Below are 20,007 nucleotides of genomic sequence, written 5' to 3'. Positions count from 1 at the left end.
CCTCCCGTACCGGATCCGCCCCGCGCGGCTCCTCCCGTACGGCTCCGCCCGCCCTCACCGCACCGTCCGCGCCGGTTCCGTCCCTTCCGGAGCGGTGGTGCTGAGGAAGAGGGCGAACACCGGCGGCTGGGTCTGGAGCAGTTCCAGCCGGCCGCCGTCCGCTTCGGCGAGGTCCCGGGCGACGGCCAGGCCGATGCCCGTGGAGTTGCGGCCGCTGATGGCCCGCTCGAAGATCCGGTTGCCGAGGTCCGGCGGGACGCCGGGGCCCTCGTCGGTGACCTCCAGTACGGCCTGGTTGCCCGTGACCCTGGTGCGCAGCGCGACCGTGCCGCCCCCGTGCATCAGCGCGTTCTCCACGAGGGTCGCCAGGACCTGGGAGACCGCCCCGGGGGTGCCCACGGCGCGCATGCCCGTCCTCCCCGAGCGCACAATGGCCCGTCCGGCGCTGCGGTAGGCCGGCCGCCACTCCTCCACCTGTTGTTTGACGACCTCGTCGAGGTCGAAGGGGACCGCCGAGCCGGTCCGCGGGTCCCGCGAGTTGGTGAGCAGCCGCTGGACGACGTCCGTGAGGCGCTCCACCTGGGTGAGGGCGATCGTCGCCTCCTCCCGTACGGTCTCCAGGTCGTCGGTGACCGTGATCTCCTCCAACCGCATCGACAGGGCGGTCAGCGGGGTGCGCAGTTGGTGGGAGGCGTCGGCGGCGAGGCGCCGTTCGGCCGTGAGCATCCGTCCGATCCGTTCGGCGCTGGCGTCCAGGACGTCCGCGACGCGGTCCAGTTCGGGTACTCCGTACCGCTTGTGGCGGGGGCGTGGGTCGCCGGATCCGAGGCGTTCGGCGGTCTCGGCGAGGTCGGTGAGCGGGGAGGCCAGCCGGTTGGCCTGGCGTACGGCGAGGAGGACGGCCGCCACGACGGCGAGCAGGGCCACCGCGCCGACCACGGCCAGGGTCCGCCCGACCTCCTTGGTGACCGTGGAGCGGGTCTCCTCCACGATGACGGTCTCGCCCTGCTCGCCGCGCGCGGTGCCCCGGATGACGCTGCCCTCGATGCGGTGGCCGACCTCGACGACCGGCTGTCCGGGGACGGTGATGCGGGCGTACGTGCCGAGGTCCAGTTGCTCGGCGAGCGCGGCGGCGTCGACGGGTTCGCGCTCCAGGGCGTCGGCCTCGACGATGCCCAGCAGCCGCAGGGCCTCGGACCCGATCCGGTCCTGGGCACTACTGGTGATGGTCCGGGTCTCCACGATGACCAGGGAGACCCCGAACACGGCGATCACGACGAGCACCACGGCGAGCGTGGAGTTGATCAGGCGGCGGCGCATCCTTAGAGGATGCCCTAGGACGGCGTGGGGTCAGCTCTTCTCGAAGCGGAAGCCGACGCCGCGGACGGTGGCGATGTAGCGGGGGTTGGCCGCGTCGTCGCCGAGCTTCTTGCGGAGCCAGGAGATGTGCATGTCGAGGGTCTTGGTGGAGGACCACCAGGTGGTGTCCCAGACCTCGCGCATCAGTTGGTCGCGGGTGACGACCCGGCCGGCGTCGCGGACGAGGACGCGCAGGAGGTCGAACTCCTTGGCGGTGAGCTGGAGCTCCTCCTCCCCCATCCAGGCGCGGTGCGACTCGACGTCGATCCGCACGCCGTGGGTGGCGGGGGGCTGGACGGTCTCGGCGGCGCCGCGGCGCAGGAGGGCCCGGACGCGGGCGAGCAGTTCGGCGAGCCGGAAGGGCTTCGTCACGTAGTCGTCGGCGCCGGCGTCGAGGCCTACGACGGTGTCGACCTCGTCGGCGCGGGCGGTCAGGACCAGGATCGGGAAGCCGTGGCCTTCGGCGCGCAGCCGGCGGGCGACCTCCAGGCCGTCCATCCCGGGCAGGCCGAGGTCCAGGACGACGAGGTCGATGCCGCCCTGGAGTCCGGCGTCCAGGGCGGTGGGGCCGTCCTCGCGGACCTCGACCTCGTAGCCCTCCCTGCGCAGGGCGCGGGCCAGGGGTTCCGAGATGGAAGCGTCGTCCTCGGCGAGCAGTACACGCGTCATGTGGGTGATGTTAGTCCGCGGCGGGTCAAAGGAGAGGCCCTCCTGCGGGCCCCTCGCTATCTGTGCTTGCGTACGACCCGGGACCTTCGAATATGGTCAAACGGTTCCCTCGGAACCTGTGATCCATCTCTCAAGTCCTTCCATATGCCGCAGTGTCGTGTCGTATGGTGGCGAGACGCCTCTTGCACTACTCCGGGGATCCTTGTGCCGAAAAGCGCGCCATGGACCTCAAATTCTGCTCTGGTCGGATTGCTCCGACCCAGATGACAGTGAATGACCTGTGGGCCGGGCCCTGCGCGCGACGCTGCGCGTGGGGCGTGGATCCCGGTTACGGCTGACCCTTCGACTCCGGCACACCGGAGGCCGAGACCCCGGGCGTGGGGTGGGACATCCGTCGCCGGTGCCGGCCACCCCCCACCGGGCGCTGTTCGGCTCACGAAGCCGAGCGTCCCGAGCAAGCAAGGATCGACCATGGCTTCCAGCCTGACGACGGCTTCTCCGAGCCCAGCTCACGAGAAGACCCTCTTCGGCCACCCGATCGGCCTGGCCACGCTGTTCATGACCGAGATGTGGGAGCGCTTCTCCTACTACGGCATGCGTGCGCTCCTCGTCCTGTACCTGGTCTCCGGTGGTACGGACGCCGCGACCGGGAGCCAGGGCGGTGGCCTGGGCTTCAAGATGGGCGCGGCCACGGCGATCTACTCCGTGTACGTGGCGATGGTCTACCTCATGGCCATGCCCGGCGGCTGGTTCGGCGACCGCGTCTGGGGCGCCCGCAAGACCGTCGCCATCGCCGGCTTCGTGATCATGGCCGGTCACGTGGCGCTGGCGCTGCCCGGTCAGATCGCGTTCTTCGTCGGTCTGCTGTTGGTGGCGATCGGTTCCGGTCTGCTGAAGGCCAACATCTCCACGATGGTCGGCCACCTGTACAAGGGTGCGGACGACCCGCGTCGTGACGGCGGCTTCACGCTGTTCTACGTCGGCATCAACCTGGGTGCCTTCGGTGCGCCGTTCCTGATCGGCACCGTCGGCGAGGTCGTCAACTGGCACCTCGGCTTCCTGCTCGCCGCGATCGGCATGGGCCTCGGCCTGGTGGTGTTCCTGGTCTTCGGCCGCACCCTGAGCCCGCAGAGCAGCGTCGTCCCGAACCCGCTGTCCGCCACCGAGCGCAACGGCATCGTCGTCAAGGCCGTGATCGCCATCGCGATCGTCGGCGCCTTCTACGGCACCGTGACCGCCATGGGCATGTTCACGATCAACTGGGCGCTGTACCCGATCACCATCGCCGGTCTGATCATCCCGGTCGTCGTCCTGACCCGCATCAAGCGCGACAAGGACCTCTCGGCCCCCGAGCAGTCGAAGATGTCCGCGTACATCTGGTTCTTCATCGCGGCCGCCGTCTTCTGGATGATCTACGACCAGGGTGGTTCGACCCTGTCGCTGTTCGCCGATTCCAAGACCGGCACGCTCTTCGGCTGGGACCCGTCCACCACCTGGTACCAGGCGCTGAACCCGCTGTTCGTCATGGCGCTGGCCCCGGTCTTCGCCTGGATGTGGCTGTGGCTGGCGCGCAAGAACCAGGAGCCGAACACCATCGTGAAGTTCGCGATGGGTCTCGTCCTGGTCGGCGGCTCCTTCTTCGTCTTCGTCGTCCCGATGAGCATGGCCTCCGACGGCACCAAGGTGTCGCCGATGTGGCTGGTGTCGATCTACATGATCCAGACCATCGCCGAGCTGTGCCTCTCCCCGGTCGGCCTGTCGGTCACCACGAAGATGGCCCCGCAGAAGTACGCCTCCCAGATGATGGGTGTCTGGTTCCTCGCGGTCACCGCCGGTGACTGCACCACGGGTCTGCTGTCGCTCGCCGGCGTGGACCTGAACGGGACCTGGATCATCGGCATGCAGGCGGCGCTCGCCGCGGCCGCCGGTTTCGCGGTCTACATGTACCGCAAGCGGGTCCAGGCCCTGATGGGCAGCGTCCACTGACGCACCCCCGCGCAACGGAACGGCCCGGCACACCGGAAGGTGTGCCGGGCCGTTCCGTCGTACGGGGTTCCTACCTCGTGCCGCGCAGACGGCGCCACGGGGTGAAGGCGAAGACGGCGCCGCCGAGCAGGATCACCGTGCCGGCGACGAGGGCGAGGGCCTTGATGCCGCCCTCGTCCTCCGCGCCGGTCTCGGCGAGCCCGCCCGAGGCGGCGGAACCGCCGGTGCCGGCCGTGGTGGTGCCGGCCGTGGTGGAGCCGCTGCCGCCCGGCTGGGCGGCGGTGTCCAGCTCCAGCGAGACACCGCTGCTGGCCGCCTTGCAGGGCACGTTGATCGGGGTGGACCCCGGGGCCATCGTGACGTCGATGGTCAGCTGGTCGGGGCTCAGGGTGACCTTGCCCGACTTCCCGGGCTTGTAGGTGCCGGTCATGTCGCTGAGGCTGACCGGGGCCTTGTCGGGGATCGGGTCGGCGTTGGCCGGGCCGGAGACCTTGACCGTGCCGGAGTCGGCGCCGCCCAGCTTGACGTTCATCGACGGCTTGAGCGCGCCGGCCGGCAGGGCCATGGGGGCGGCCATCGCGCCCTTGGCGGTCTTGACCGTGAGCTGGTAGTCGCCGCCGCTCTTCTTGGCGTTGATCGTCACCGGGGTCTTGATGCCGCCGGGGACGACCGGACCGCAGTCGAAGGCGACCTCGACGGCCTTGCCCGGGAAGTCGGTCTGTCCGCCCCCGCCGCCGCTGGTGGAGCCCGTGGTGGAACCGGTCGTGGCGCCGCCGGTCGTGGAACCGGTCGTCGCGCCACCGGTGGTCGCCCCGCCGGTGGTCGCGCCGCCGGTGGTCGCGCCACCGGTCGTCGCCCCGCCGGTGGTCGCGCCACCGGTGGTCGCCCCGCCCGTCGTCGCGCCGCCCGTGGAGCCCTCGGCGACGTCGATGGTGGCGCCTCCCGAGACGGTGCCCACCGGGGCGCACTTGGTGACGAAGGTGCCGAAGGGGAAGGAGACGGCGACCTCGTACCGGCCCGGGGTCAGCGTGACCTTGCCGGCCTTGGTCAGCTTCAGCTTGCCCTTCATCGTCGACATGACCATGGGGGCCTTCTTCGGGATCTCCGGGTTCTTCTTCTCCCCGACGACCTTCAGTTCGCCCCCTCCCCCGCCGACCGTGAACCAGCCGGTGGGCACCACGGAGTCCTTCGGGATCACCATGAGGTCGGTGTTGTTGGAGGCGGGTTTGACGGTCTCCCACGACACGTCGACCTCGTCGCCCACCTTGGCCGTGGCCGGGGCAGTGATCTTGACGGTGCTCTCGCCCTCCACCGGGTCTCCGCCGCCCGCGGGCGGCACGCACTTGACCTTGTAGGTGGCATCGGCGGCCTGGGCGGGGGAAGCCGCCATGGCGATGCCCGCGCCGCCGAGCAGCAGCGCGACCAGGGCCGCGCTCGCCCTCCGTTGGGTGTTCACGAATGTCCCTTCGTTGTCGGACTTTGATCGGACGGTGCGGATGTCTGCGGTTGCTCCGCCGGCGCGTCCCGCGCCGGCACCTGTTCCTCGGGGGTGAACCACGGCAGGACCGCCGTGGGGGTCTGGGGGGCGGCCGGCGCGGGGCCCCGCGCGGCGGGGATCCTCGGCAGCCGGGCGGTCACGGCGCCAGCGGCGTCCAGGGCCTTCGCGCCCCGGTGTCGGCCGCCGGCGGGCGTCGTCGCGGGCGGTCGGAGCCGGTCGACGACGGCCATGCCGGCCCGGAACAGCGCGGTCGGGACCACCACCAGGAGCAGGCCCCAGAAGAGCAGCACCCCGTACGGGCGGTCCACGCCCCACGGCTGGGCCGCGAGCACCGTGTCCCCGTACTTGAGGGAGACGGTGTGATCGCCGTGGGCTCCGGCGGGCAGGGTCACGTCCAGGCCGATCTCGGCCTTGCCGCCGGGCGCGATGGTGCCCTTCCACCGGGCTTCCTCCCAGGTCGGGGCGAACACCCCGCGGGAGGTTCCGAGTTGGAAGACGGGGTCCTTGACGGGTGCCGAGCCCAGGTTCCCGACGGTGACGGTGAACCGGCGCCCGGCCGGGGCGCCGAACCAGGTCAGCACCCCGTCCTCGCCCCGGAGCCGGACCCCGGTGAGGACCGCGAGGCGGGCCGTCCCGGACTCGGCGGGCAGCGGGGCGCTCTCGTGGTCGGTGATCCTCAGCGGGAGGGCGACGGTGGACCGGTCCCCGTTCACGGAGGCCACGTTGACCACGCAGGGGCAGGGCTTGGGCGGTGCGACGACCTGGAGCCGGGCCGTGAACCCCCCGTCGGCGGCGACCGCGACGGCGGCCCCGTCGGCGTTGGCGCAGCTGTTGGTGCCGCCGATCATGTTCTGGCCGCAGACGAGCAGCATGACCATGGTCCGGGCCCGCCAGCCTGTGCCGGTGACGGTGAGTTCCGTGCCCTTGGCGGCCTCCTGGAGGGAGAGCGCGGCCGCCGCCCCGCCCTCGTCGGCGACGGCGGGCGCAGCCGCGGGGAACAGGGCCAGGGCGAGCGTCGCCAGGACCGCCGCGAGGAGGGATCGGGCCTTCGCGCCCGCGGTGCGGCTCACCTGGATGCTCCCGTCAGCTCGTGGTGCGGTGACCGGTCCGGCGCGGCGTCGGGTTCCGGGGGCGGCGGGTCCGCCGGGGCGCCCCGGGTGCGGCGTACGAGGAACAGCGCGGTCGCCGCGGTGGCGCCGAGCAGGAGCAGTCCGCCCCCGGTGAGGGCGACGAGGTTCCACGGCACGAACCACGCGGTGGTGGTGGCGGTGGCCGGGACGGCGCCGGGCGCGGTGACGGTGACGGTGAGGGAGACCCGGTCGAGGACCGGCGCGCCGGGCCACGGTTCGGTCAGCTCGACCCGCCGGCCGGGCAGCAGTTCCACCGGCAGGGCGCGCGCGGCGCGGCCGGGCACCTCGCCGAAGCGGCCGTCGGCGCGGATCGCGAGCTCGGGGGCGAGGGCGACGTTGCCCCGGTTGACCAGGGTGTACGCGACGACGGCGGTCGCGCCCTCGCCGCGTACGGCGACGTCCTCGACGGTGAGGGCCGCCACCGTCGGGCCGCCGACCCGCAGGTGGATCCGTACGGCCGTCTCCCGGCCGCCCTCGGCCGCGACGACGGCGGCGGGGTGGTCGCCGGGGGACGAGGCGGGCGGCACGGTCACCGTGAACGGGACCACCGCGCGGGTGCGGGGCGGTATCCGCACCGTGGCAGAGCCGCCGAAGCTGATCCAGGAACCGGCGTCGATCGACTCCCGGGCGGGGCGCAGGGCGAGGGCGCCGTCCGCCGTGTTGTCGGCGTCGGCCCCGCGCAGGGTGACGGTGCGCTCCCGGTCGGAGGGGTTGGCCAGTGCGAGGCGGTCCTCCAGTACGGCTCCGGGGGTGCCCGCGAGGTAGAAGTACGGGCGGGCGGCGCCGGCCCGACCGGACGCCGACGCCGGTTCGACGGTCCAACCGGGTTCGTCGGCGGCGGCGGTCGGGGCGCCGCACAGCAGCGCGGCGGCGAGGAGTACGGCGCCGAGTCGCGCGGGGGCGCCGGGCCGGCGGGGGACGGGGAGCACGGGCATGGCCGGGGCTGCTCCGTTCAGGACCGGGTCCGACGGCCGCGCCGGGTCAGCCAGAGCACGCCGGCGGCGCCGCTGAGCACGACGGTGGCGCCGAGGGTGCCGAGCGCGATGGCGGATTCGGCGGGCCCGGTCTGCGGGAGGGTGTCGGCGGTGGAGCCCTGGCCGCCGCCGGGTGGCGGGGCGGGCTGCTCCTTGGCGCCGCCCGCGGCCGTGACCTCCAGTTCGAGGGACGGCTTGGGGCTGTTGCCGGGGGTGCAGGTGGTGGTGGTCCCCATGGCCTTGATGGTGAGGACCCCGGCGGTGAAGGTGACCTTGCCGCTCTTCTTCGGGGTGTAGGTGCCCGAGAGGTCGGTGATCCTGATGGGGGTGTTGGCGGGTACGGCCTCGGGGTTGGGCGCGCCGGAGACCGGCACCGACACCTTCTCCGCGCCGTCGGCCAGGATGACCGCGCTGGGGCTCATGGCGCCCTTGCCCAGCTCGATGGGGCTGGAGGAGACGCCCTTCTGGAAGGACATCGTCAGCTTGTAGCCGTCGCCCTCCTTGACTGCCTTGATGTCGATGGGCGAGACCGCCGACTTGTCCCCGATCGGGGTCTGGCAGTTGTACTCGACGTCGATCACGTCGGCGTGGGCCGCGGGGGCGGCGAGCAGGACCGCCGATGCGGCCGCCGCGATTGCCGGCGCGAGCGCGGTGGAGCGTTTCCGGTCGGACACCTTCGTCTTCCCCTCGGCCACAAGTTACTGACGACACATCAGATTGGTGGCTCAAGGTACGCCGGGGGCCCTACGGAGGGAAGACACGGGACGGCCCGGATCGGCGGTCTTTCGGCCGTACTGTTTCCGGCCGGTCCCATGCCGGTCCGGGCCGGTCGCAGGCCGATCCGGGCCGTGCCGTCCCCGTCCCTCAGGCGGCGCGGACCCCGCGCTGCCACACCGCGGAGACGAGCGGGACGCCCGGGCGGTAGGCGAGGTGGACGTGGCTGGGGGCGTCCAGGAGGGTCAGGTCGGCGCGGGCACCGGGGGTGAGCGCGCCGATGTCGTCCCGGCGCAGGGCGCGGGCCCCGCCGGCGGTCGCGGACCACAGGGCCTCGTCGGGGGTCATGCCCATGTCCCGCACGGCGAGGGCGATGCAGAACGGCATGGAACTGGTGTAGGAGGAGCCGGGGTTGCAGTCCGTGGACAGGGCGACGGTGGCGCCCGCGTCGAGCAACCGTCGGGCGTCGGGCCACCGGGCGCGGGTGGAGAACTCGGCGCCGGGCAGCAGCGTGGCGACCGTGGTCGCGGCGGCCTGGGCGAGGGCGTCGACGTCCGCGTCGGTGAGGTGGGTGCAGTGGTCGGCGGAGGCCGCTTCGAGCTCCACGGCGAGCTGGACGCCGGGCCCGTGGGAGAGCTGGTTGGCGTGGATCCGCGGGATCAGCCCGGCGGCGGCGCCCGCGGTGAGGATGGCGCGGGCCTGGTCGCCGTCGAAGGCGCCCTTCTCGCAGAAGACGTCCACCCAGCGGGCGTACGGGGCGCAGGCCGTCAGCATGTCGCCGGTGACGAGGTCGACGTAGGCCGCCGGATCGTCGGCGTAGTCGGGGGAGACGATGTGCGCGCCGAGGTAGGTGACCTCCTCGGTGTGCGCGGCGGCGATGCGCAGGGCGCGGGCCTCGTCGGCGACGGTCAGGCCGTAGCCGGACTTGGTCTCGAAGGTGGTGGTGCCCTGGCGGCGGGCCTCGTGGAGGTGGCGCAGCAGGTTGGCTTCGAGCGCGGCGTCCGTGGCGGCGCGGGTCGCGGCGACCGTGGTGCGGATGCCGCCGGCGGAGTAGGCGCGGCCGGACATCCGGGCGTTGAACTCGGCGGTGCGGTCGCCCGCGAAGACGAGGTGCGAGTGGGAGTCCACGAATCCGGGGATGACGGCGCGGCCCGTCGCGTCGAACGCGGTGTCCGCGGCGGGGGCGTCCGCGGCGGGGCCGGTCCAGGCGATCCTGTCGTCCTCGATGACGACGGCCGCGTTCTCGATCAGGCCGAGGGGGGAGCCGTCGCCCGCGGAGGGGTCGTTGGTGACGAGGCTGCCGATGTTGGTGATGACGGTGGTGGTCATGGTTCCTCTCGGGGGGTTCCTCTCGCCGCCCCGCCCGTTCGCCGTTCCGGGGCGGGGCCCCCTGTGGCGCCGGGCAGGGCGCGGGCGTGCCGGACGGGGTCGGGGCCGGGAGGGTGGGTCAGGCGCGCAGGGCCGCGATGGAGTCGGACAGGGCGGACGGGACGTCGGGGACGAGGGTGTGGGCGCCGTCGCGGACGATGTGGCGGCCCGCGACCACGGTGTGCCGGACGTCCGAGGCCGTCGCCGCGAACACCGCCGTCTCGGCTCCCAGGCGCGGTACCGCTCCGGCCGTCCGGACGGAGTCCAGGGCGATCGTGGTGAAGTCCGCGAGCGCGCCGACCTCCAGCCGGCCGGCGTCGGGCAGGCCGAGGGCGGCGTGGCCGTCGGCGGTGGCGGCGGTCAGCAGGGCGTTGGCCGTCCAGTGGCCGCGGGTGCGGCTGCGCAGGCGCTCGTTCAGCTCCATCGCCCGGGCCTCCTCCAGCAGGTCGATCACGGCGTGGCTGTCGCTGCCGAGCGACAGCGGGCTGCCCGCGTGCTGGAGGCGGGCGGCCGGGCCGATGCCGTCGGCGAGGTCGCGTTCGGTGGTGGGGCACATGCAGGTGCCGGTGGTGGTGGTGCCGAGCAGGGCGATGTCGGAGTCGGTGAGGTGCGTGTTGTGGACGCCGGTGGTGCGCGGGCCCAGGACGCCGTGGTCGGCGAGGAGCTCGGTCGGGGTGCGGCCGTGGGCGGCCCGGCAGGCGTCGTTCTCCGCGGTCTGCTCGGAGAGGTGGACGTGCAGGGGTGCCCCCCGTTCCTCGGCCCAGCGGGCGACGGTCGCCAGTTGGTCGGCGGGGACGGCGCGCACCGAGTGGATCGCGGCGCCGACGCGGGCGTGGCCCCCGCCCTTGAGGGCGGAGGCGCGCTCGGTCCAGGCGTCGGCGGTGCCGTCGGAGAACCGCAGCTGGTGCGCGTTGGGGGCCTCCCCGAAGCCGGCCGACAGGTAGGCGGTGTCGAGGAGGGTGATGCGGATGCCGGCCGCGGCGGCCGCCTCGATGAGGGCCTCGCCCATGGCGTTGGGGTCGGCGTAGGGCGTGCCGCCGGGGGCGTGGTGGACGTAGTGGAACTCGCCGACGTTGGTGATGCCGGCGAGGGCCATCTCCGCGTACGTGGCGCGCGCGAGCGCGTAATAGGTGTCCGGGGTGAGGTTCTGGGCGACCTTGTACATGAAGTCGCGCCAGGTCCAGAAGGTGCCCGAGCCGACCTGGACGGTGGAGCGCAGGGCCCGGTGGAAGGCGTGGGAGTGCGCGTTCGCCAGGCCCGGGACGGTCAGCCCGCGCAGGACCTCCGCCCCGGGGGGCGGGGCGTCGGCGCCGGTGCCCAGGGCGGTGATCCGGCCGTCCGGACCGGTCGTCAGGATGACACCCGGCTCGACGTGGGTGCCGAGCCAGGCGTGTTCCAGCCAGTACGTCGTGGGCGCGGTCACCTGCACGCCAGTCCTTCCAGTACGTCGGCGAGGGCGAGGACCCCGGCCTCGCAGTCGTCCTCGGCGGCGAACTCCTTCGGGGAGTGCGAGACGCCGGTGGGGTTGCGTACGAACAGCATCGCGGTCGGGACGGTCGCGGAGAGGATTCCGGCGTCGTGTCCCGCGCCGGTGCCCAGGACGGGGAGGGAACCGCCGAGGATCCGGTTCATCTCGTCGCGCAGGGCGTGCTCGAACTCGACGACGGGGGTGAAGGACTCGCGGACGACGGCGAGGTCGATGCCGTCCCGGTCGGCGCGTTCGCGGGCGGCCTTCTCGATGGCGGTGACGACCGTGTCGAGGGTGGCCTGGTCGGCGGCCCGGGAGTCGAGCCAGCCGCGGACGAGGGAGGGAATGGCGTTGACCCCGTTGGGCTCGACGGAGATCTTGCCGAAGGTGGCGACGGCGCCCGCGAGGGTCGCCTCCTGGCGGGCTGCCAGGACGGTCGCCGCGTACGTGAGCATCGGGTCGCGGCGGTCGACGAGGCGGGTGGTGCCCGCGTGGTTGGCCTCGCCGTGGAAGTCGTAGCGCCAGCGGCCGTGGGGCCAGATCGCGGAGGCGATGCCGACGCGGTCGCCGGAGAGGTCGAGGGCGCGGCCCTGTTCGACGTGGAGTTCGACGAAGGCGCCGATCCGGGCGAGGCGTTCGGGGTCGGCGCCGATCGTCTCCGGGTCGTAGCCGGCCTGTTCCATGGCCTGGGGCAGGCTGATGCCGTCCGCGTCGCGGAGTTCGTACGCCTTCTCCTTGGTCAGCTGTCCGGCGGCGAGCCGGGAGCCGACGCAGGCGAGGCCGAAGCGGGCGCCCTCCTCGTCACCGAAGTTGGTGATGGCCAACGGCCGGGTGGGGCGGGCGCCGCGGGCGCGGAGCTCGTCGAGTGCGGCGAAGGAGGACACCACGCCGAGCGGGCCGTCGAAGGCCCCGCCGTCGGGGACGGAGTCCAGGTGGGAGCCGGTGACGACGGCGTCGCCCGCGAGGGGGTCGCCGAGCCAGGCCCACTGGTTGCCGTTGCGGTCGGTCTCGTACGTCAGGCCGCGCGCCTGGGCCTGCTCCTGGAACCAGGTGCGGCAGTCGGCGTCGGCGCCGGTCCAGGCGTAGCGGCGGTAGCCGCCGGAGTCGGGGTGGCGGCCGATGGGGGCGAGGTCGGCCCACATGGTGTGGAAGCCGGCCCCCCCGGCCCCCGGGGTCTCGCCCCGGGGGCCGGGGAAGGAACCGTTGCTCACGCGGAATCGCCCTCCCGCATCGGGACGCGGACGTCACGCTCGTCGGCGACGGTCTCGGCGATGTCGTAGCCGGCGTCGACGTGCCGGATGACGCCCATGCCGGGGTCGTTGGTGAGGACGCGGCGGATCTTCTCGCCGGCGAGCGGGGTGCCGTCGGCGACGGTGACCTGGCCGGCGTGGATGGAACGGCCCATGCCGACGCCGCCGCCGTGGTGGATGGAGACCCAGGAGGCGCCGGAGGCGACGTTGACCATGGCGTTGAGCAGCGGCCAGTCGGCGATGGCGTCGGAGCCGTCGAGCATGGCCTCGGTCTCGCGGTACGGGGAGGCGACCGAGCCGCAGTCGAGGTGGTCGCGGCCGATGGCCAGGGGCGCGGCGAGGGTGCCGTCGGCGACCATCTCGTTGAAGCGCTCGCCGGCCTTGTCGCGCTCGCCGTAGCCGAGCCAGCAGATGCGCGCGGGCAGGCCCTGGAAGTGGACCCGCTCGCCCGCCATCTTGATCCAGCGGTGCAGGGACTCGTTCTCCGGGAACAGCTCCAGCATCGCCTTGTCGGTCTTGTGGATGTCCGAGGCCTCGCCGGACAGGGCGGCCCAGCGGAAGGGGCCCTTGCCCTCGCAGAACAGCGGCCGGATGTAGGCGGGGACGAACCCGGGGAAGGCGAACGCGCGGTCGTAGCCGGCCAGCTGGGCCTCGCCGCGGATGGAGTTGCCGTAGTCGAAGACCTCGGCGCCCGCGTCCATGAAGCCGACCATGGCCTCGACGTGCCGGGCCATGGACTCGCGGGCACGGGAGGTGAAGCCCGCCGGGTCCTTGGCGGCGGCATCGGCCATGTCCTCGAAGGCGACGCCGACGGGCAGGTAGGCGAGCGGGTCGTGGGCGCTCGTCTGGTCGGTGACGATGTCGATCGGCGCGCCCTCGGCGAGCATCTGCGGGAGCAGCTCGGCGGCGTTGCCGAGGAGGCCGATGGACAGCGGCTTGCGGGCGTCGCGGGCCTCGACGGCCAGTTGGAGGGCGTGGCGCAGGTTGTCGGCCCTGACGTCGAGGTAGCGGTGCTCGATGCGGCGGTCGATGGCGCGCGGGTCGACGTCGATGCAGATCGCGACGCCGTCGTTCATGGTGACGGCGAGCGGCTGGGCGCCGCCCATGCCCCCGAGGCCGGCGGTGAGGGTGATGGTGCCGGCGAGGGTGCCGTTGACCCCTCCCTTGCCGATCGAGTGCAGCTTGGCGGCCACGGCGGCGAAGGTCTCGTAGGTGCCCTGGAGGATGCCCTGGGTGCCGATGTAGATCCACGATCCGGCGGTCATCTGCCCGTACATGGTCAGGCCGAGGTGCTCCAGGCGGCGGAACTCCTCCCAGTTGGCCCAGTCGCCGACCAGGTTGGAGTTGGCCAGCAGGACGCGCGGCGCCCACTCGTGGGTCTGCATGACGCCGACCGGGCGGCCGGACTGGACGAGCATCGTCTCGTCCTGCTTGAGGGTGCGCAGGGTGCGGACCATCGCGTCGTACGAGCGCCAGTCGCGGGCCGCCTTGCCGGTGCCGCCGTAGACCACCAGCTTGTCCGGGTGCTCGGCGACCTCGGCGTCCAGGTTGTTCTGCAGCATCCGCAGGGCGGCCTCCTGCTGCCATCCCAGGGTGCTGAGCTCGGTGCCTCGCGCTGCCCGTACGGGGCGGGGTCCTGACATGGCGGTGCCTCCTCCGGTGTTGGTCAATCCATTCACATCCTCGCGTCATGAATAGATCCAGTCAACAGCTGCGGGCGGAGCGGCCCGGTGGTGGGATTGACGACATGGCCGCCGAGACGCACCCCCCGCCCCGCACGCCGGACACCGCGCACGACCCCGCGGCCCGCCGCGACCTGGTCGTACGGGCCGCCGTCGCCGCAGGTCTGATCGGCGGGCGCGAGGACGCCGAGCCGCTGGTGTGCCTGCTCGACACCGACGGGATCCGCGCCTCCGCCGCCGCGCTGACCGGCGCGTTCGCCACCGCCGTGGCCCCGGGCACGCCCGTCCTGCACACCTTCGCGGTCAAGGCGACCCCGCTCGTGCCGGTCCTGCGGCTGCTCGCCGCCGAGGGCATCGGCTGCGAGGTGGCCGGGCCGGGCGAGCTCGCCCTGGCCCGGGCGGCGGGACTCCCGGCGGACCGGATCGTCCTGGACTCCCCCGCCAAGACGGTGGCCGAGCTGCGGCAGGCGCTGGCCCTCGGGATCGCGGTGAACGCCGACAACCGCCAGGAGCTGGAGCGGCTCGACCTGCTCGTACCGGCTGCCGCGGCCGGCTCCGCGATCGGCGTCCGGATCAACCCGCAGACCGGGCCGGGCAGCATCGACGCCCTGTCCACGGCCACCGCCACCGCCAAGTTCGGGGTGCCACTGCGCGACCCGGGGGCCCGCGAATGGCTCGTACGGGCCTTCCTGGACCGGCCGTGGCTGACCCGGCTGCACGTCCATTCGGGCTCGCAGGGCGTGCCGCCCGCGCACATCGCCCGGGGCGTACGGGAGCTGCACGCGCTCGCCGAGGAGATCAACGCGGCGGCCGGACGCCGGCAGGTCGACACCCTCGACATCGGCGGCGGCCTGCCGGTCGACTTCACCTCGGACGGGACCTCCCCGACGTTCGGGCAGTACGTCGCGACCCTGCGCGGCGCCGTACCCGGCCTGTTCGACGGCTCGTACGGGCTGGTCACGGAGTTCGGCCGGTCCCTGCTCGCGAAGCACGGCCTCGTACTGGCCCGCGTCGAGTACACGAAGACGACCGGGGGCCGACCCGTCGCGCTGACCCACGCCGGCGTCCAAGTGGCGACCCGCACCGTGTACGCCCCGCGGGACTGGCCGCTGCGGATCCTCGCGCACGACGCCGAGGGCGCCCCGAAGTCGGGGCCGCTCCTCGCCCAGGACGTCGCGGGCCCCGCCTGTTTCGCGGGGGACCTGCTGGCCACCGCCAGGGAACTGCCGGAGTTGACGCCGGGCGACCTGATCGTCGTACCGGACACCGGCGCGTACTTCTTCACCGCCCCCTACGGCTACAACAGCCTGCCCCGGCCGCCCGTGCACGGATTCACGCTCACGGCGGCGGGGGCGGTGCGCTTCACCCCGCTGCGCGCCGCGCAGTCCCTCGCCGACATCGTCGCGGAGGCGGGGGGCGACCCGCGGGACGCCCCGGGGGCCTCCTGACCGTACGGGGCTACTCGACGAAGAGCCCGCGGGCGGCGGCCCCGGCGTCGAAGGCCTCCAGGCGGGCCTGGGCGTCGGGCAGGGCGTCCGCCATGGCCTCCAGCAGCACCCGCCCCAGCAGCATCGGCGCGCAGGCGGTGTCGAAGGCGAGCCCGGTGCCGACGGGCGCCGGGATCAGCAGGTCCGAGTGCCGGGCGACGGGCGCGAACGCCGAATCGGCGACGGTCACCACGGTCAGCCCGGCGGCCCGCGCGTGGTCCAACGCCTCGACGACCTCGCGCGGGTGGCGGGGCAGCGCGAAGCACAGCAGGGCCGTGGCCCCGGCCCCGGCAGCCGCGTCGATGCGGTCGGCGAGCATCGAACCGGCCTCGTCGAGGAGGCGCACGTCCCGGTGCACCTTGGCGGCGAAGTAGGCGAAGCCGCGGGCCTGCGAGGACGCCGCCCGCAGCCCCAGCACCGGCAGCGGCGCCGACGCGGCGAGCAGTCGGCCCGCCTCCTCGACGGGCGTCGGGTCGGCCAGCATCTCGGCGAGCCGCGTCAGGTTCTCGATCTCGCCCCGGACGGCCTGCTGGTACTCGTTGTACGAGTCCTCCCGCGGCGCCGGCTCCTGTCCGGCGGGCGCCACCTCGCGCAGGTGGCGGCGCAGGGCCGGGTATCCGTCGAACCCGAGGGCCACCGCGAAGCGGGTCACGGACGGCTGGCTCACCCCGGCCAGCTCGGCGAGTTCCACACTGGACAGGAACGGCACGTCGGCCGCCCCGCGCACCATGCAGTGGGCGATCCGCCGCTGGGTCGGCGTCAGCCGGTGCCCCTCGAACAGCTTCTGCAGCCGTGCGGCCGGGCCGTCACTCATGGCCGTCCCCTCCGTTCCGTCCCGTCACCGGTGAGATATTCAGTCACGGTGCACTCTGCATGTGGTTATGCAGCGGGGCAAGCCGCGACCGCGATCCGGACCCCGTGATACGGGGGGTAGCCCCAGTGCCGGAACGCGCCCCGGTTCCTACGGTGGGGTCATGACAGCCCATTCCCCCCAGGCCGAAGACCTGAAGAAGGAACTCGGCGCCACCCTCGACGCCCGGCGGGAGCTCGGGCCGGAGTACGAGGCGGCGCTGGTGGATTCGTTCGTGGAGAAGGTCGACACGCAGGTGCGACGTCGACTCGCGGAGGAACGCCTGCTCGCGGCCCGCGGCGGCTCCCCCGATCCGGCCGCCACGGCCGTCGGCAACTTCGGGGAACGCTTCGGCTTCGCCGTGATCACCCTCGTGCTGGCCATCCCGCTGTCGGCCATCGCCGCGACGCAGGCCCACCTGAGCGGGCTGCTCGTCGCCTGGGCGGGGATCCTCGGCGTGAACTTCATCCACGCGTCCAGGAAGGGCCTCGGCAGCCGCGGGAAGGGCCCCGCCGACTGAACCGGCCGGCCGGTCGAACGACGGACCGCTCCGGCGCTCCGGACGGAAGCTTGCGCGGGGACCGCCGCACCCCCGGTCTCCCGGGGGGCGGGACGACGGCGGTCCCCGCGTGGGACACGGGCCGGGTCAGGGCCGTCCGCGTCCTTGGGCGTCCGCGTGGTCCGGGAGCCGCTCCGGAGGCGCGCCGACGCCGTTCGTGACGCCGGCCGGGATCCGCCGGTCACCCGGTGTTCCCTGCCGACGACCACCACTGTGCCGAACGCGTGTTAAGCCGGTGCTGCCGTGACGTGTCGGGCCCGTACCGATCGCGCGACCGGCCGAAGACGGTACGCCGCCCGGCGGATACGGATCCGCCCCCGGCGCGAACCGGGCGTCCCCCCGCCGCGGCGGGGGGACGCGGCGGCTACTTGGCGCCCTTGGCGAGGAACGCGAGCAGGTCCTGGCGGCTGACGACGCCGGTGGGCTTGCCCTCGACCAGCACGATCGCCGCGTCGGCCTCGCCGAGCACCGCCATCAGCTCGGAGACGGGCTCGCCGGAGCCGACCTGCGGCAGCGGCGCGCTCATGTGCTTCTCCAGCGGGTCGCTGAGGGAGGCGCGCTGCGCGAAGAGCGCCGCGAGGAGCTCCTTCTCGACGACGGAGCCGATGACCTCGGCGGCCATGACGTCGGGGTGCCCGGCGCCCGGCTTGACGATCGGCATCTGGGAGACGCCGTACTCGCGCAGCACCTCGATGGCCTGGCCGACGGTCTCCTCGGGGTGCATGTGCACGAGGGAGGGGATGCCGCCCTCCTTGTCCGCGAGGATGTTGCCGATGCGCGCCGACGGGCCCGCTTCCTCCAGGAAGCCGTGACCGGCCATCCACTCGTCACTGAAGATCTTGCTGAGGTAGCCGCGACCGCTGTCGGGCAGCAGGACCACGACGACATCGTCGGGGCCGAGGCCCTCGGCGGCGCGCAGCGCGGCGACGACGGCCATGCCGCAGGAGCCGCCGACGAGGAGGCCCTCCTCCTTGGCGAGGCGGCGGGTCATCTGGAAGGAGTCCTTGTCGGACACCGCGATGATCTCGTCCGTGACGTTGCGGTCGTAGGCGGTGGGCCAGAAGTCCTCACCAACGCCCTCGACCAGGTACGGACGGCCGCTGCCGCCGGAGTAGACCGAGCCCTCGGGGTCGGCGCCGATGACCTTCACCTTGCCGCCGGACACCTCCTTGAGGTAGCCGCCCGTGCCGGAGATGGTGCCGCCGGTGCCGACGCCCGCGACGAAGTGGGTGATCTTCCCGTCCGTCTGCTCCCACAGCTCGGGACCGGTGGTCTCGTAGTGCGAACGGGGGTTGTTCGGGTTGCTGTACTGGTCGGGCTTCCAGGCGCCGGGCTCGCGCGCGAGGCGGTCGGAGACGTTGTAGTACGAGTCCGGGTGCTCGGGGTCGACGGCGGTCGGGCAGACCACGACCTCGGCGCCGTACGCGCGCATCACGTTGATCTTGTCCGCGGACACCTTGTCAGGGCAGACGAAGATGCACTTGTAGCCCTTCTGCTGGGCCACGATGGCGAGTCCTACACCGGTGTTGCCACTGGTGGGCTCCACGATGGTGCCACCGGGCTTGAGGGCACCGCTCTGCTCGGCGGCCTCGATCATCCGGACGGCGATCCGGTCCTTCACGGACCCGCCCGGGTTGAAGTACTCGACCTTCGCAAGGACGGTGGCCTGCAGGCCTTCGGTCACACGGTTGAGCTTCACCAGCGGGGTGTTGCCGATGAGGCTGATCATCGAGTCGTGGAATTGCACCATGTTCTCCAAGGAGGGGACTCCACGGGTTCTCCGGGAGGTCCGGCCAGAGTATGCGGAAAGGGATTGGCCGACCCGCACTACGGGGCAGGTAGGTCATCGGGACCAGAGCGCGGAGCGAGGTGGCTTGAAGGGTGTCCAGGGCGAGGACGGCCCGCCGGATCGCGGCGGGAGCGGCGTACGGCGGCGGCGGGCTGGGGCTCGTCGGGGTCGCCGCGGTGGGTCTGGTGCTGGCCGAGGTCCAGTTCGCGAAGCGGACGGTGGGCACGGGCCTGCCGGACCCGCCGCGGGCCGACGGCCTGTACGGGAGCGAGTTCGGCGGCCCCGAGCTGAGCCCGGGACCCCTGCGGCTCGGCATGCTGGGCGACTCCACGGCGGCCGGGCTCGGGGTGCGGCGGGCCCGCCAGACACCGGGTGCGCTGCTGGCGTCGGGCCTGGCCGCGGTGGCGGAGCGGCCGGTGGAGCTGCGCAACGTCGCGCTGTCCGGGGCGATGTCGGACGACCTCGACCGGCAGGTGGGGCTCCTGCTCGACGGGGACGCGCCGCCGCCGGACGTGTGCGTGATCATGATCGGCGCGAACGACGTGACGCGGCGGATGCCGCCGACCCAGTCGGTCCGGCTGCTGACCTCGGCGGTCCGGCGGCTGCGGCTGGCGGGGTCCGAGGTCGTCGTGGGCACCTGCCCGGACCTGGGCACCATCGAGCCGGTCTACCAGCCGCTGCGCTGGATGGCCCGACGGGTGTCGCGGCAGCTGGCGGCGGCCCAGACGATCGGCGTGCTGGCCCTGGGGGCCCGCACCATCTCGATGGGCGACCTGCTGGGGCCCGAGTTCGCGGCGAACCCCCGGGAGATGTTCGGGCCGGACTCCTACCACCCGTCGGCGGAGGGGTACGCGACGGCCGCCATGGCCGTGCTGCCCACGATGTGCGCGGCGCTGGGCCTGTGGCCGGAGTCCGACCGGCTGGACGTCTCGCGGGACGAGGACATGCTGCCCGTCGCCAAGGCGGCGTCCGCGGCGGCCGGCGAGGCCGGCACCGAGGTGACCGGCGCGCGGGGCCCCTGGGCCCTGCTCAAGCACCGGCGCCGGCGGCGGGTCGCGGGCGAGGAACTCGCCCCGGCGCCGGCCGACGCCGCCAAGACACCCGCGACCCCGGTCGCGGAGTCCCGGTAGGGCCTGTCGTCAAAGTCCCGTCGTCGCCCGGAGGGCGGCCTCGCGGTGTCCGGTGCGTGCTCCCGGCGTGCCGGGCGGAAGCCCGCGTACTGGA

16 protein-coding genes are annotated in these 20,007 nt (G+C 73.3%); 4 read left to right on the top strand and 12 right to left on the bottom strand.

Annotated elements, in window-relative coordinates:
• Nucleotides 1-54: 54 nt before the first annotated feature.
• Together ACZ58N_RS36585 and ACZ58N_RS36580 are read right to left on the bottom strand one after the other, a co-directional pair.
• Nucleotides 55-1,320, bottom strand: a complete 1,266-nt coding sequence (locus tag ACZ58N_RS36585; RefSeq protein WP_471169211.1) for an ATP-binding protein — start codon at nucleotides 1,318-1,320, stop codon at nucleotides 55-57.
• A gap of 30 nt (nucleotides 1,321-1,350) precedes the next feature.
• A complete protein-coding gene (locus ACZ58N_RS36580) occupies nucleotides 1,351-2,028 on the bottom strand; it encodes a response regulator transcription factor (protein ID WP_281206429.1) in 678 nt (225 codons plus the stop codon).
• A 471-nt stretch (nucleotides 2,029-2,499) separates the two neighbouring features.
• Here ACZ58N_RS36580 and ACZ58N_RS36575 point away from each other — a divergent pair, with 471 nt between their 5' ends.
• Entirely contained in the window at nucleotides 2,500-4,014 is a 1,515-nt protein-coding gene (locus ACZ58N_RS36575) for a peptide MFS transporter (RefSeq protein WP_471169207.1), read from the top strand.
• A 70-nt stretch (nucleotides 4,015-4,084) separates the two neighbouring features.
• On the opposite strand, the gene ACZ58N_RS36570 is transcribed toward ACZ58N_RS36575, so the two are convergent.
• The 8 genes from ACZ58N_RS36570 to hutU form a co-directional block, all read right to left on the bottom strand.
• Nucleotides 4,085-5,470: a hypothetical protein gene (locus ACZ58N_RS36570; protein ID WP_471169204.1), complete on the bottom strand. Its 1,386-nt coding sequence runs from the start codon at nucleotides 5,468-5,470 to the stop codon at nucleotides 4,085-4,087.
• On the bottom strand, nucleotides 5,467-6,582 hold the full coding sequence (locus ACZ58N_RS36565) for a neocarzinostatin apoprotein domain-containing protein (RefSeq protein WP_471169202.1): 1,116 nt from the start codon (nucleotides 6,580-6,582) through the stop codon (nucleotides 5,467-5,469). Before ACZ58N_RS36565 ends, ACZ58N_RS36570 begins: the two co-directional genes overlap by 4 nt.
• Nucleotides 6,579-7,577: a COG1470 family protein gene (locus ACZ58N_RS36560; RefSeq protein ID WP_471169199.1), complete on the bottom strand. Its 999-nt coding sequence runs from the start codon at nucleotides 7,575-7,577 to the stop codon at nucleotides 6,579-6,581. The genes ACZ58N_RS36565 and ACZ58N_RS36560 overlap by 4 nt, the downstream gene beginning before the upstream one ends.
• A gap of 17 nt (nucleotides 7,578-7,594) precedes the next feature.
• Nucleotides 7,595-8,290, bottom strand: coding sequence for an LPXTG cell wall anchor domain-containing protein (locus ACZ58N_RS36555; RefSeq protein WP_471169196.1), 696 nt, complete (start codon nucleotides 8,288-8,290; stop codon nucleotides 7,595-7,597).
• 190 nt (nucleotides 8,291-8,480) lie between these two features.
• Nucleotides 8,481-9,659, bottom strand: a complete 1,179-nt coding sequence (hutI, locus tag ACZ58N_RS36550) for an imidazolonepropionase (RefSeq protein ID WP_471169194.1) — start codon at nucleotides 9,657-9,659, stop codon at nucleotides 8,481-8,483.
• A gap of 118 nt (nucleotides 9,660-9,777) precedes the next feature.
• Complete coding sequence (locus ACZ58N_RS36545; protein WP_471169192.1) at nucleotides 9,778-11,121, bottom strand: formimidoylglutamate deiminase; 1,344 nt, start codon at nucleotides 11,119-11,121, stop codon at nucleotides 9,778-9,780.
• Nucleotides 11,118-12,308, bottom strand: a complete 1,191-nt coding sequence (locus ACZ58N_RS36540) for an allantoate amidohydrolase (RefSeq protein ID WP_471169305.1) — start codon at nucleotides 12,306-12,308, stop codon at nucleotides 11,118-11,120. Before ACZ58N_RS36540 ends, ACZ58N_RS36545 begins: the two co-directional genes overlap by 4 nt.
• 65 nt (nucleotides 12,309-12,373) lie before the next feature.
• Nucleotides 12,374-14,059: a urocanate hydratase gene (gene hutU / locus ACZ58N_RS36535; protein WP_471169190.1), complete on the bottom strand. Its 1,686-nt coding sequence runs from the start codon at nucleotides 14,057-14,059 to the stop codon at nucleotides 12,374-12,376.
• A 104-nt stretch (nucleotides 14,060-14,163) separates the two neighbouring features.
• On the opposite strand from hutU, the gene ACZ58N_RS36530 reads away from it, so the two are divergent.
• Nucleotides 14,164-15,546: a type III PLP-dependent enzyme domain-containing protein gene (locus ACZ58N_RS36530; protein ID WP_471169302.1), complete on the top strand. Its 1,383-nt coding sequence runs from the start codon at nucleotides 14,164-14,166 to the stop codon at nucleotides 15,544-15,546.
• 10 nt (nucleotides 15,547-15,556) lie between these two features.
• Here ACZ58N_RS36530 and ACZ58N_RS36525 read toward each other — a convergent pair whose 3' ends face one another.
• Nucleotides 15,557-16,399, bottom strand: a complete 843-nt coding sequence (locus ACZ58N_RS36525) for a MurR/RpiR family transcriptional regulator (protein WP_471169188.1) — start codon at nucleotides 16,397-16,399, stop codon at nucleotides 15,557-15,559.
• A 160-nt stretch (nucleotides 16,400-16,559) separates the two neighbouring features.
• Between ACZ58N_RS36525 and ACZ58N_RS36520 the strand changes: the two genes are divergently transcribed.
• A complete protein-coding gene (locus tag ACZ58N_RS36520; RefSeq protein WP_471169186.1) occupies nucleotides 16,560-16,955 on the top strand; it encodes a hypothetical protein in 396 nt (131 codons plus the stop codon).
• A gap of 403 nt (nucleotides 16,956-17,358) precedes the next feature.
• Here the strand turns inward: ACZ58N_RS36520 and ACZ58N_RS36515 are convergent, their stop codons facing one another.
• Nucleotides 17,359-18,741, bottom strand: coding sequence for a cystathionine beta-synthase (locus ACZ58N_RS36515; protein ID WP_471169299.1), 1,383 nt, complete (start codon nucleotides 18,739-18,741; stop codon nucleotides 17,359-17,361).
• Nucleotides 18,742-18,875: 134 nt separating this feature from the next.
• On the opposite strand from ACZ58N_RS36515, the gene ACZ58N_RS36510 reads away from it, so the two are divergent.
• Complete coding sequence (locus ACZ58N_RS36510; RefSeq protein ID WP_471169183.1) at nucleotides 18,876-19,913, top strand: SGNH/GDSL hydrolase family protein; 1,038 nt, start codon at nucleotides 18,876-18,878, stop codon at nucleotides 19,911-19,913.
• The last annotated feature ends 94 nt before the right edge of the window (nucleotides 19,914-20,007 follow it).

Source organism: Streptomyces sp. NPDC040432, assembly GCF_055595445.1.
The sequence above is the reverse complement of the archived record's forward strand: the minus strand, read 5'-3'. Positions and strand labels throughout refer to the sequence as shown.

Coding starts and splice junctions, on each gene's coding strand:
- ACZ58N_RS36585 (WP_471169211.1), bottom strand. CDS start 1,320: ATGCGCCGCCGCCTGATCAACTCCACGCTCGCCGTGGTGCTCGTCGTG.
- ACZ58N_RS36580 (WP_281206429.1), bottom strand. CDS start 2,028: ATGACGCGTGTACTGCTCGCCGAGGACGACGCTTCCATCTCGGAACCC.
- ACZ58N_RS36575 (WP_471169207.1), top strand. CDS start 2,500: ATGGCTTCCAGCCTGACGACGGCTTCTCCGAGCCCAGCTCACGAGAAG.
- ACZ58N_RS36560 (WP_471169199.1), bottom strand. CDS start 7,577: ATGCCCGTGCTCCCCGTCCCCCGCCGGCCCGGCGCCCCCGCGCGACTC.
- hutI (WP_471169194.1), bottom strand. CDS start 9,659: ATGACCACCACCGTCATCACCAACATCGGCAGCCTCGTCACCAACGAC.
- ACZ58N_RS36540 (WP_471169305.1), bottom strand. CDS start 12,308: ATGTGGGCCGACCTCGCCCCCATCGGCCGCCACCCCGACTCCGGCGGC.
- hutU (WP_471169190.1), bottom strand. CDS start 14,059: ATGTCAGGACCCCGCCCCGTACGGGCAGCGCGAGGCACCGAGCTCAGC.
- ACZ58N_RS36530 (WP_471169302.1), top strand. CDS start 14,164: ATGGCCGCCGAGACGCACCCCCCGCCCCGCACGCCGGACACCGCGCAC.
- ACZ58N_RS36525 (WP_471169188.1), bottom strand. CDS start 16,399: ATGAGTGACGGCCCGGCCGCACGGCTGCAGAAGCTGTTCGAGGGGCAC.
- ACZ58N_RS36520 (WP_471169186.1), top strand. CDS start 16,560: ATGACAGCCCATTCCCCCCAGGCCGAAGACCTGAAGAAGGAACTCGGC.